This is a genomic window from Hominilimicola sp., assembly GCF_046972485.1.
Lineage (GTDB): Bacteria > Bacillota > Clostridia > UBA1381 > UBA1381 > Hominilimicola > Hominilimicola fabiformis.
Window position 1 is genome coordinate 50,875 of the sequence record NZ_JBKVWU010000004.1, and the last position, 13,139, is coordinate 64,013.

Consider the following 13,139-nt stretch of genomic DNA (forward strand, 5'->3'; position numbering starts at 1 on the left):
TGCTTAGGGCGGTAACCGTACAGCACCGTGAGCTGCAAAACGGCACTGTGAACAATTTTCTCTGCGTCTAAAGCTTTTAATCAAGAGAATAAAAAACAATTTTAAATTTTATTTATACCGAATTTATATGAGAGGAGCAAATATGGCAGATATAAAAATAATAGTGGATTCCGGTTCGGACATTCCGCAGGATATAGCCGACAAATATAATATAGGCGTTATATCATTTTTAAGTATTTTCGGCACTGAACAATATGTTCAGAGAACTGAAATAACAAATGAGCAATTTTTTGATAAACTTGAGGAGTACGACGGTATTCCGACTACTTCACAGACACCGTTCGGTGATATGCTTGACTACTTTAAACAGCAGTGCGAGGAGCATGAGAGCGTAATATATTTTGCACTTTCATCAGCCGCAAGCGGTCAGTACCAAACAGCAAATCTTGTTAAGAGTGAGATTGAAGAAGAAAATCCGAATGCGGATTTTCACATTGTCGATACGCAGAAGTTTTCTCTGTACATTGCACAAACCGCCGTTCATGCGGCGCAAATGGCTAAGGACGGCAAAAGCGTTGACGAGATTATAACGGAATGTGAAAAGTACATAAAAACATGGAGATGTTACCTTTTGGTTGATACGTTAAAATATCTTGAAAAGGGCGGCAGACTTTCAAAAGCAGCCGCATTTGTCGGCACAATGCTTGACATCAAGCCAATACTTACAATAGAACACGGACTTGTTGAAAGTTTAGATAAGCTGAGAGGTAAGAAAAAGCTGCTTGATAAATTGATTGCAAAAATTCAAGATGATTCTGATTTTGACGCGGAAAATCATAAGTTCTTAATCGTTCAGTCGGACGAGGATAAGGGACAGGAGGTTTGTGAAAAACTTCGCGATGAATACGGCGAAGATTGTATAGAAATGTATGGTGAATTCGGTCCGCTTATCGGTACTCACGTCGGACGTGGGGCAATAGCAATATTGGTGAAAATCGTGACTGAATAAACTTTAAACATAAAGATAAAATGAAAGGAAGATAAAAAATGAAGTATGTAGTAATACTTGGCGACGGTATGGCAGATTATCCCGTTGACGCATTTGACGGTAAAACAATTTTAGAGGTGGCTGATAAGCCTACAATCGACTATATGGCACAGCATGGCGAGATGGGTATGGTTAAGACTGTTCAAGACGGTATGAAACCGGGCAGTGACGTAGCCAATCTATCTGTTATGGGTTATGATACAAAAAAATGTTACAGCGGTCGTTCACCGCTTGAGGCGGCGTCAATCGGCGTTCCGCTAAAGGACAATGACGTTACATTCAGATGTAACCTTGTAACTCTTTCTGACGAAGAAAATTACGAGGATAAGACAATGCTTGATTATAGTGCGGGCGAAATCACAACAGAAGAGGCTGCCGAGCTTATCAAGGCTGTTGCAAAAGAGCTTGATATTGATATGATTAAGTTCTATCCGGGTATCAGCTACCGTCATCTTACAGTTTGGGAGGGCGGTTCGACTAATGTTGAATTAACACCTCCTCACGATATTTCAGACAAGAAGATAACAGACCATCTTCCAAAGGGTGACGGTGCGGATACACTTCTTGAAATGATGAAAAAAAGTGAAAAGATTTTAAGAGAACACCCTGTAAACAAAAAGCGTGTTGCAGGGGGCAAAAATCCTGCAACATCAATATGGGTATGGGGCGAGGGTACAAAACCTCAGCTTGATAACTTTGAAGAAAAGTTCGGTCTAAAGGGCAGTGTTATTTCCGCTGTTGACCTTATCAAAGGTATTGCAAAATGTGCCGGAATGAATTCGATTGACGTTGAAGGTGCAACAGGTAACTGTGACACAAACTGGGAAGGTAAGGCACAAGCCGCACTTGACGCAATTTTAAACGGCAGTGACTTCGTTTATGTACATATGGAGGCACCTGACGAAATGGGACACCAAGGTGCGCCTGAAAAGAAGAAATTTGCTGTTGAAACAATAGATAAAAAGGTTGTCAAGTTCCTAAAGGACGAGCTTGAAAAGAGAGGCATTGATTACAGAATGATGATTCTTCCCGACCATCCGACTCCGATTAAGCTAAAGACGCACGTTTCTGACCCTGTTCCGTACATCATCTATGACAGCACCAACGAAACGGATAAAAATGCTAATCTTACATATACTGAAGAAAACGGTAAAAAGACAGGTATTTATATCGAAGAAGGATATACTTTGATGAATAGATTCCTTGGAAAATAATGATACATTCTCGTGATTTACGAAGGGAATGATTTTATGAAACTGAAAAAAAATTGGGTAAAAATTGTACTGTTTGTATTGGGTGTTGTGATATTGGCTGTGGCGGCATATATATGTCTGCCTAAAATATTGCAGCTGTTAGGTTTTCTTGTTAAGTTGTTTTTGCCGTTTTTGCTCGGCTATCTGTTCTCAATGGCGGTAAATCCGCTTGCGGATACATTGCAGAAACGGCTGAAAATACCGCGAGGACTGTCGGCGGTGCTTGTAATAGTACTGATAGTCGGAATTTTTGGTGGTGTTCTCACATTTGCAATATGGAAAATTGTTGATGAAGGACGAATGTTATATACGCAGTTTCCGACTATTTACGAAAACATTCAAAACAGTACAAAGGCACTGGGCGAAAAATGGTCTGTTGTATATATGAATTTGCCAAGCAACATTCAACAGGCGATTACTTCGGCAGGTGAGACGGTTTCAAGCAAAGCCGCTGAATTTATCAATATGAAGTCAACGCCTATGGTTGATTATGCGGGCAATTTTGCAAAGGCTTTGCCGAGCGTGTTTATAGGTATAGTCGTTTTTATTTTGTCATCGTATTTTATGGTTTCGGAAAACAAAACAGTTATGTCGACTGTGCAGGGCGTGTTCAGTCCTAAATTTGTGGACAGGCTGAATCTTATAAAGACGGAATTAAAAAAGTATCTCGGCGGTTATATTAAAGCGCAGGGAATACTTATGTGTATCGCGTTTGCGATTATGTTTATCGGACTGAGTATACTTGATATTGAGTATGCACTTCTTATTGCGTTAGGTATTGCGTTCTTGGACGCATTGCCATTCTTCGGCAGCGGTCTTGTTTTGTGGCCGTGGTCGCTTATTTCGTTTTTGAACGGCAATATTAAACTCGGAGTTGGTCTGATTGTTATATATGCCGCAGTTGCGCTTATGCGACACTTTACCGAGCCGAAACTTGTAAGCTCAAGAATAGGTATGAATCCGATATTGACGCTTATGTCTATGTATATCGGTTACAGAACACTTAGTATCGGCGGTATGATTTTAGGCCCGATAATACTTATGCTGATAATCAGTTTTTATAAAGCGGGTGTGTTTGACGCACCGATAAGACTTTTAAAGAGAATAGGCAGATTTATAAAAGAACAGTGCCTATTGTTCAAAGATTTTGTTATTAATTTAATGGGGAGTGACTGGAATGAGTAAAGAAAAGTTTTATATTACTACTGCCATTGCGTACACTTCAAAGAAACCTCATATAGGTAATACATATGAGATAGTTCTTACGGACGCAATAGCACGTTTTAACAGATTTATAGGTAAGGATGTATTTTTCCTTACAGGTACTGACGAACACGGTCAGAAGATACAGGAAATCGCTGAAAATGAGGGTATAACACCGAAACAGCACGTTGATAAGATTGCGGGACAAATTAAGGATATTGCCGATATGCTTAATATCAGCTATGATAAATTTATCCGTACAACCGACGATTATCACGTTAAGGCTGTTCAGCAGATTTTCAAAAAGCTTTATGATCAAGGTGATATTTATAAGAGTGAATATGAAGGTTGGTACTGTACACCTTGTGAATCATTCTGGACTGAAACACAGCTTGTAGACGGTAAGTGTCCTGATTGCGGCAGAGAAGTTAAAAAGGCTAAGGAAGAAGCCTATTTCTTCAAAATGAGTAAGTATCAGAACAAGCTTATGGAATACATCGAGTCACACCCGGAATTTATTCAGCCGGAATCACGTAAAAATGAGATGGTTAATAACTTCCTAAAGCCGGGATTGCAGGATTTGTGCGTGTCAAGAACGAGCTTTACATGGGGTATTCCTGTTGAGTTTGACCCCGGACATATCGTGTATGTGTGGATTGACGCACTTTCAAACTATATTACGGCGCTTGGTTATACACCGGAAGAAAAGGGCGAATTGTATAATAAGTATTGGCCTGCAGATGTGCATATTATCGGTAAGGACATTCTTCGTTTCCATACAATTTATTGGCCGATTATGCTTATGGCATTGGGCGAACCGCTTCCGAAACAGGTGTTCGGACATCCTTGGATGCTTGTCGGTGATGAAAAGATGAGTAAGTCAAGAGGTAACGTAATTTATGCGGAGGACCTTGTAAAGCATTTCGGTGTTGACGCGGTAAGATATTATTCACTTCACGAAATGCCTTTCGCACAAGACGGTACAATCACTTATGAAGTGTTTATCAGCCGATTTAACAGTGACCTTGCAAATACACTTGGCAATCTTGTAAACAGAACTGTTGCAATGATTAATAAGTATTTTGACGGTGAAATTCAGAGCGGTGACGTACACGGTGATTTTGATGATGATTTGAAAGCTGTTGCAACAGGTGCGATTGATAATATTATTAAGAAGATGAATACTCTTCACGTTGCGGATAGTATGGACGAAATCTGGAAAGTTGTTGACAGAGCGAATAAGTATATTGACGAAACAACTCCATGGGTGCTTGCAAAGAATGAAGATGATAAGCCAAGATTGGGTACAGTGCTTTATAATCTTGTTGAAACAATCAGAATTATTGCGGCATTGTTAAGCTCATATATGCCTGAAACATCAAAGAAAATCGCCGAACAAATCGGTGCAGATGATTTGAGTTTTGAAAGTACAAAGACATTCGGTGAAACAAAGGCGGGTACAAAAGTAGGCGAGGCTGTTCCGCTGTTCCAAAGAATTGACGCAGAAAAGAAACTTGCCGAACTTGAAGAAGAATTCGGTCAGCCGGAAGAAGAAAAGATTGAAATTGCACCGTATAAAGATTATATCGAGTTTGAAGAATTTGAAAAACTTGATATTCGTGTCGGTAAGGTACTTGAATGCGAAAAAGTGCCAAAGTCATCAAAACTTCTTAGATTTACATTGCAAGTCGGAAGTGAAACAAGACAAATTCTTTCAGGTATAGCAAAGTTCCATAAGCCTGAAGAATTAATCGGTAAAAATGTATTGTTCGTTGCAAACTTGAAACCGAGAAAGATGATGGGACTTGAATCTTGCGGTATGATTTTGTCAGCTGAATTTGAAGATAAACTTACTGTTTTGACTACTCTTAATGATATTCAAAGCGGTGCTGAAATCGTATAATTGATAAGGTAAAAGCCGTCAAAGTAATACTTTGACGGCTTTTTGTGTGAAACGACATCACGCTTGGCGTGCTTCGTAGGGGCGACCATTGGTCGCCATTAAATGTGCCACCCCTCAGTCGACTGCGTCGCCAGCTCCCCTCGATGGGAGCCTTATGAGGCGAGGTGTCACAGAGTGGTGGCAAGAAAAGCATAAAAAATATTGGTGTTGTAGGGGTGACCAGTGGTCGCCCTTAAAATGAAACAGATAGTGCCACCCCACAGTCAACGTTGTTGACAGCTCCCCATGATAGGAGCCAAACAAGCCTCTCCTTGAGGAGAGGTGTCACGAAGTGACGGAGTGGTGGCAAAAAAAGCATAAAAATGTAGTGGCGACCATTGGTCGCCTTTAAAATAAAACAGATAGTGCCACCCCTCAGTCAACGTTGTTGACAGCTCCCCTCAAGTGGAGCCAAAAAGCCTCTCCTTGAGGAGAGGTGTCACGAAGTGACGGAGTGGTGGCAAAAATGCAACAAAAAAGACTTCACTTTCGTGAAGTCTTTTTAAATACATCAAATTAGTTATTGATAAGCTTATCGTCTTCGCTGTTCCAGCTGTAAAGCTTACGGATTTCTTCACCGACTTGTTCAAGTTGATGTTCTCCCGCAATCTTTCTCATAGCCTTGAAGTGAACTTGACGACCTGCAGGTGACATATCAAGTAGGAATTCCTTAGCGAATGAACCGTCTTGAATATCAGAAAGAACTTTCTTCATAGCCTTCTTTGTTTCAGCAGTAACAATCTTAGGACCTGTTACATAGTCACCGTATTCAGCAGTATTAGAAATTGAGTATCTCATACCCTTGAAACCGCTTTGGTAAATAAGGTCAACGATAAGTTTCATTTCGTGGATACACTCAAAGTAAGCGTTTCTTGGGTCATAACCTGCTTCAACAAGTGTTTCAAAACCTGCTTGCATAAGAGCTGTAACACCGCCGCAAAGAACTGCCTGTTCACCGAATAGGTCTGTTTCTGTTTCTGTTCTGAATGTTGTTTCAAGAACACCGGCTCTTGCACCGCCGATACCCAAAGCGTAAGCAAGTGCTAAATCCTGTGCCTTACCTGTTGCGTCTTGTTCAACAGCGATTAGACAAGGAACACCCTTACCTTCAAGATATTCTGAACGTACTGTGTGACCAGGACCCTTAGGAGCGATCATTGTAACGTCAACGTCTGCAGGAGGAACGATTGTTCCGAAGTGAATGTTGAAACCGTGAGCGAACATAAGCATATTGCCCGGTTCAAGATTTGGTTCGATTTCGTTCTTGTACAAGTCAGCTTGCTTTTCATCGTTGATAAGAATCATGATGATGTCAGCCTTCTTTGCAGCCTCTGCTGATGTATATACTTTCAAGCCTTGCTTTTCAGCCTTGCTCCATGACTTACTACCTTCATAAAGACCGATGATTACATCGCAGCCTGAGTCCTTTAGGTTTAGTGCGTGAGCGTGACCTTGTGAACCGTAGCCGATAATTGCGATAGTCTTGCCCTTTAGTAGTCCAAGATTACAATCGCTTTCATAAAATACTTTTGCTTCATGGTCTAATGTTTTTGCCATTTTGATTACCTCTTTCTTAAATATGTATTATAAATAATAATTATTTATCAAGTTTTAATGTGTTTGCTCCGCGTTCAAGAGCAGTCATACCGGTACGGGCGATTTCTTCAATTCCGTACGGCTCTACAAGGTCGATAAATGCGTTAAGCTTTGTGTTATGACCTGTCAATTCGATAGTCAAAGTGTTAGGTGAAATATCAACTATCTTTGCTCTGAATACGTTTGTAATTTCGATAACTTCACTTCTTGTCTTAGGTGTAACCTTAACTTTTACAAGTGAAAGTCCTCTCTTTACGATTTCGCTGTCGCGAAGTGTCTTGATTTTGATAACTTCCATAATCTTTGAAAGCTGTTTTGACACTTGTTCGACAATTTGTGCGTCGCCGTTCACTTCAATAGTGATACGAGATACTTGCGGGTCTTGAGTAGTACCCACTGAAAGTGAATGAATGTTAAATCCACGTCTTGAAAACAAGCCTACAACTCTTGAAAGTACACCCGGATTGTTTTCGACAAGGACTGATAATGTATATCTTTCCATATTACTTATCCTCCTTTTTCGGAAGAGTAGCCTCATTAAGAGCGTCACCGGTAGGTTCAAAAGGATTTACGTTTACGATAAGAAGATATGAACCGTCATGTGCCATCATCTTATCTATCGCCTCTGAAACCTCGCTGTTTTCGTTAGCTATGCCACTCTCAAAGCCGTATGCCTTTGCAAGCATTGCAAAATCAGGTTTTCCTTCTATTTCAACAGCTTGATAATTTGATTTATAAAGAAGATACTGATGTTCGTGTACCATACCAAGACGGTGGTTTTGGAACAATACCATTTTAACGGGAATGTCCCATTGAGCCATAGTACCCATTTCCGGTAAATCCATTTGGAAACTGCCGTCACCCATTACCGCGATAACAGGCTTTGAGCCGTTTGCGGCAACAGACGCACCGATTGCGGCAGGAAGTCCGTAACCCATTGTACCGAATCCGCCTGAAGTCAAAAGCGAACGTGGTGTTTTAAAGTTGAAGTTATTGGCACACCAAATCTGGTTTTGACCGACTTCGGTTGAAAGGTATACATCTGAATTTGTCTTTTCCGAAAGTACGTTTAAGAAATACTTCGGATTTACAAATCCGTTATCCTCACATACCGGTTTATGTGTAAATCTTTGACGCAGTTCTTCAGCTTCATCAATCCACTCTTTGTTTGTCTTGTAACCTGAAATTTGAGATGTAAGCTGTTCAAGAACATCTTTAATATCACCGACAACAGGAATATAAGGCTGGGTGTTTTTGCCGATTTCGGCAGGGTCAAGGTCGATATGTATAAGTTTGTTGCCTTCCTCAAGTCCCTTGACATTTGCAACAGTTCTGTCACCAAGTCTTGAACCCATTACGATTACAAGGTCTGCACGATTGAAAAGAAGATTGGCTCTCTTAACACCGTGTGAACCGATCATACCGTAGTATCTCGGATTGTCCGATGGAAGAATACCTATACCCATCATTGTTGAAACAACAGGAATATCTGTTTCTTTTACAAATTTTCTGAATTCATTTGTAGCGTCTGATATAACGACACCGCCACCGGCAAGTATAACCGGCTTTTTAGCACCTTTGATTGCCTCGGCAACCTTCTTAACCTGTGATTCGTTAGCTTTGCCCATTAGCTTGTAGCCGCGGATATTAACGTCCTCGTCTTCTTCAGGATAATCAAATTCCTTTTTTAGAAGATCCATAGGGAAGTCGATAAGTACAGGACCTGGACGGCCTGTGTTTGCAATATGAAATGCCTCATTTACAACACGCGGAATGTCAAGTCCGTCTTTTATAAGGTAGCTGTGCTTTGTAAAAGGCAACGTAGCACCTGTAATGTCAACTTCCTGGAAAGCGTCTTTACCGATTAGCTTTGTAGCAACCTGACCTGTAAGTGCAACCATCGGAATAGAATCCATATATGCGGTTGCGATACCTGTTATAAGGTTTGTAGCACCCGGACCTGAAGTTGCGGTACAGACACCTGCCTGTTTCGTAACTCTTGCGTAGCCGGAAGCCATATGAGCCGCACCCTGCTCATTACGAGTAAGGATATGCTTTATGGAAGAAAAGGACAGCTTATCTATAATAGGACAGTTAGCTGCACCCGGATAACCGAATACAACCTTAACGCCGTTCTTTTCAAGTGTTTTAACAACCATTTCAGCACCGGTCATTCTCAAAAAAATTCCCCCTTTGAAATTTAATGTAATAAATATTGGCACACCGATTTTCTGTGCCGAAAAAACCACCATATTTGATTTGTCTTGTGGAAAATCGAATTTTCTAAAAGCTAATGCTTTTTTGAAAAGATGGTGCTGTTTTGTCCGTCATTTTATGGCGGAATATGTACAAATATATTATCGTACTACTTTTATTTTATCAGCGAATAAGCTAATTGTCAACTGTTTTTATACAGAATTGTTACTGTTAGATACTTATATTTATGTTAAAACAAATTTTTTGTATATTATTGAATTTTGAGATTAAAATATTCATTATCAGTCGAATTTTATCAAAAAAATCACTCATAATTTTTATATTATGAGTGATAAAAAATTCAGATTTTAAACAAAACCGTTGCAGTTTTGTCGATAGGCTCAATTATAATTTTATGTTTTCTTCTGCCGATAAAATATCTTTTAAATATTCTTTTGTATTTCTGCCGACCATAATTTCAAACTTGCCTTTTTCAACGATATATTCCAAATCTCTCGTCACGATTGCAAGGTCTTTTATGTTTAATTTTAGGTTTACCGTTACTGTTTCGCCTGCTTTTATAAATACCTTTTCAAAACCTTTTAATTGTTTTGTCGGTGTGAGGACGGAGCTTATGACGTCGTTGACGAACATAAGTACGGTTTCTTTGCCGTCCATATTGCCTTTGTTTGTAACATCAACCGATACGGTTATTTCTTCCTCATTTTTTATTGTGTTTTGGGATAAGCGTAGGTTTGAATATTCAAATTCGGAGTAGGAAAGACCGTCACCGAATTCGTATACATAGCCTTTTTCCAAATCAACATACTGACCGCCGTGCCAACCCTCGTATTGATTGTAGTAGCAAGGTGTTTGGGCACTGTGACGTGGGAAAGAAATTGTCAATTTACCGCTCGGATTAAATTTACCGCCAATCATTTCCGCAACCGCCAAACCGGCAAAGTCACCGCCGTTAAAGTCCTCGATAATTGCATTGCAGTTTTCTTTTAGGTACGATATGCAAAGCGGTTTGCAGTTTACAAGTACGGCTATTACGGGTTTTTTCGTGTCAATCAGACTTTTGACAAGTTCTGTTTGATAACCCGATAATTCAAGGTCGGCTCTGTCGCGATACTCGCCGTTTTGAGCAAGACAGTCGCCGATTACGCATACAACCACATCAGCCATTTCGGCAATTTTTACCGCGTCATCAATATAATTTTCTTCACCTAAAATGTCACAGCCTTTGCTGTATAAAATATTCTCTTTTCCGAATACTTCCTCCATACCGCAACGTATCGTGTAATAGTCGCCCATAGGTGTAACGTTTTCTTTCGGAACAGGGTGTGAAAAATATGTCCAGTCGCCGTAAATCGCTCTTATGTCGTCCGCATTAGGACCTATAACGGCGATGGTTTTGTTTCCTTTCAGCGGCAGTGTACCGTCATTTTTAAGTAAAACCGCACTTTCCTGTGCAAGTTTGTGGTTAAGTTTTTTGTGTTCATTGCAGTTTATGACGCTTCTGTCAACTGTCTTTTTACCGTCAAAAAGACCTATTCTGAATTTTGCTCTAAGTATTCTTCTTACCGCATCATCAATATATTTTATGTCAATTTCATTGTTCTCTATAAGTTCTGACACGCAATCGTAAAATTCGTGCGTATTCATACTCATATCGTTGCCTGCCTCAATCGACAGTTTGGACGCGTCTTTTAAATTTTCGGCTATGAATTGCTTGGTGACAAGATTTAAGACATTTTCGTAATCGCTCACAACAAATCCGTCAAAACCGATTTCGTCTTTAAGAATTTCTCTTACCATACGCGGATTGGCGTTAAGCGGAACGGAGTCAACAGAGCCGTAAGCGGTCATAACCGAGCCGCAACCGACTTTTGCGGCTTTTTCAAACGGCGGTAGGAATACTTCTCTGATTTTTCTTTCACTGACCTCACTGTCGTACGCGTCACGTCCGCCTGTTGCTTCACCGTATGCAATGTAATGCTTTGCGCACGCAATAATCAAATTATCTTCTTCGTATCCCTCAATTATGGCTTTGCCGAGTTCGCCTATAACATAACTGTCCTCACCGAATGTTTCGTTTACGCGTCCCCACCTTAAATCTCTTGCGATACATAAAACGGGGGAGAATGTCCAGTCAAGACCGTCTGCCGCAACTTCTTTGGCAGTAGCCTTGCCCATATCGTGTATTAACTTGCGATTGAAACTTGATGACATTGCAAGCTGTGACGGAAACACTGTTGCACCGTTTAAAAGACAGTGACCGTGAATTGCGTCAATGCCGAATATCGGAGGTATGCCGAGCCGTGTTTTTTCTGCGCGTTTTTTTATATCGTCTGCCTCATCACCTAAAACGTGCAGGAATGAGCCGATACCGAGATTTTTGTACTTTTCGTAATCTTCTTTGCTCAACGTGTTGTAGCTGACTTGCAACATTTGACCGACCTTTTCTTCGTTTGTCATTTTAGAGAGTAAATCGTTAATTCTTTCTTCAATATTCAAAGATTTGTCTTTATATTTTTGCATAATTTCACCGCCGTTTCTGTTAGATATTTTTAGTATAAACACTAAAGTTATGTTTGTCAATGTTTACTTTTTTTGAGTGATATGGTATAATAAATTTTACTTGATTTGAAAGGATTGATAAAATGATAGCATCATTAAAAAGAGCGATTGTACATATACTTGACGCAAATTCGGGTGTGAGTGTGTACTCGGAAGAAGAACTTGATGTTACAGACGCAAGTATAAACAGTTTTATTACAAAGCATATAGAAAAAGTTTTTGAGGACGCAAGTATGCGAAATGCCGAATTTTCGGAAAACAGCGGTTTTAAATATCATTTGGCAGAGTATATAAAGGACGAAAATTATTTTATTACAATGTCGAAATTTATTGCGCAACGCGTTTATGAGGGAGTTACTCAATCGGATAAGCCCGATTCGTCCGACCTTATAGTTTGCGATTGTATGATAAATGAACGTCCGTTGCTTGCGGTTTTAAAGTGTGAAAATAAAATAGGGTATACACACCAAGTTTTGCAGGACGACGGTAAAGTGAAAAATCAGATTATAAACCATTATGCGATTTTGCCGACTACTTCACAAAAAATTGCGGAATGTGCGTTTATTTTTGAAGATGATTTTTCAATTAAATATCTCGGTAAAAAGCGTAAAATCGACGGTGAAACAACCGACCTTATCGCAGATGTATTGCTTGAATGTATTTATGATATTTCTTCAAGAGAATCCGTAAATGCAGTATGTAAAATTGCGAAAAAGGTTACGGAAGAAAACGGCGGCGATACAATCGAAACACTTTCAAAAATGAAAGAATACATCACCGAAAATATTGAGGAGGGCGAAACGGAATTTATTGATACCGAACAGGTTGCCGATAAAATTTTTGACGGTAAACCGGGTATGAAAAGTGAGTTTATCGACAAAATTGAGAAAGCAAACGTACCTCAAAAGGTTGAAGTGAACAGCTATGTTACAAAGAAATTGGCGTCAAACGTGAAAATTGTAACGGATATCGGTGTTGAAGTTATTTTCCCGGCTGAATATTATCAAAATAATGAGTATATCGAATTTATAAATAACGATGACGGAACTATTTCAATTCAGATTAATAATATCGGAGAAGTAATTAATAAGTAAATACCTTACTTCGTATGGGACGGCACCCACGACGTCCTAAATGCGAACATTCGTAGGGGCGATCATTGGTCGCCTAAGTGGTTTGTTAGTAGGTGACGGCGTCCCACGACATCCCGCAAAAGCCACCACTCTTCGTGCCACCTCTCCTCAAGGAGAGGCAAAAAAAGGCTCCCCTTGAGGGGAGCTGTCAACGAAGTTGACTGAGGGGTGGCACAATACTGAAA

Annotated in this window: 9 protein-coding genes; 5 read left to right on the forward strand and 4 right to left on the reverse strand. The window is 40.0% G+C overall.

Annotation, left to right across the window (positions count from 1 at the left end; genetic code table 11):
• Positions 1-142 precede the first annotated feature (142 nt).
• The 4 genes from ACLTU0_RS01165 to metG are packed head-to-tail and all read left to right on the forward strand — an operon-like array spanning position 143 to position 5,407.
• Positions 143-1,009, forward strand: coding sequence for a DegV family protein (locus ACLTU0_RS01165; RefSeq protein ID WP_412321069.1), 867 nt, complete (start codon positions 143-145; stop codon positions 1,007-1,009).
• 38 nt (positions 1,010-1,047) lie between these two features.
• Positions 1,048-2,262: a cofactor-independent phosphoglycerate mutase gene (locus ACLTU0_RS01170; protein ID WP_412321071.1), complete on the forward strand. Its 1,215-nt coding sequence runs from the start codon at positions 1,048-1,050 to the stop codon at positions 2,260-2,262.
• 36 nt (positions 2,263-2,298) lie between these two features.
• Positions 2,299-3,486, forward strand: a complete 1,188-nt coding sequence (gene ytvI / locus ACLTU0_RS01175; RefSeq protein ID WP_147513896.1) for a sporulation integral membrane protein YtvI — start codon at positions 2,299-2,301, stop codon at positions 3,484-3,486.
• Entirely contained in the window at positions 3,479-5,407 is a 1,929-nt protein-coding gene (metG, locus tag ACLTU0_RS01180) for a methionine--tRNA ligase (RefSeq protein WP_337599643.1), read from the forward strand. The genes ytvI and metG overlap by 8 nt, the downstream gene beginning before the upstream one ends.
• Before the next feature lie 555 nt (positions 5,408-5,962).
• Here metG and ilvC read toward each other — a convergent pair.
• The 4 genes from ilvC to ACLTU0_RS01200 all read right to left on the reverse strand — a co-directional run bounded on the left by ilvC (position 5,963) and on the right by ACLTU0_RS01200 (position 11,782).
• Positions 5,963-7,003, reverse strand: a complete 1,041-nt coding sequence (gene ilvC / locus ACLTU0_RS01185) for a ketol-acid reductoisomerase (RefSeq protein WP_022230948.1) — start codon at positions 7,001-7,003, stop codon at positions 5,963-5,965.
• A gap of 40 nt (positions 7,004-7,043) precedes the next feature.
• Positions 7,044-7,544, reverse strand: coding sequence for an acetolactate synthase small subunit (gene ilvN / locus ACLTU0_RS01190; RefSeq protein ID WP_022230949.1), 501 nt, complete (start codon positions 7,542-7,544; stop codon positions 7,044-7,046).
• Between the two features lies 1 nt (position 7,545).
• Positions 7,546-9,222 (reverse strand): biosynthetic-type acetolactate synthase large subunit, encoded by a 1,677-nt coding sequence (ilvB, locus tag ACLTU0_RS01195; protein WP_412321072.1) that lies wholly within the window; start codon positions 9,220-9,222, stop codon positions 7,546-7,548.
• 421 nt (positions 9,223-9,643) lie between these two features.
• The gene (locus ACLTU0_RS01200) at positions 9,644-11,782 is read right to left on the reverse strand and encodes a glycoside hydrolase family 3 N-terminal domain-containing protein (protein WP_412321074.1); all 2,139 of its coding nucleotides are present in this window, start codon (positions 11,780-11,782) and stop codon (positions 9,644-9,646) included.
• A 122-nt stretch (positions 11,783-11,904) separates the two neighbouring features.
• Between ACLTU0_RS01200 and ACLTU0_RS01205 the strand changes: the two genes are divergently transcribed.
• Positions 11,905-12,915 carry a nucleoid-associated protein gene (locus ACLTU0_RS01205; RefSeq protein WP_022230952.1) on the forward strand — a complete coding sequence of 337 codons (1,011 nt, stop codon included), beginning with the start codon at positions 11,905-11,907 and terminating at the stop codon, positions 12,913-12,915.
• Positions 12,916-13,139: the final 224 nt, after the last annotated feature.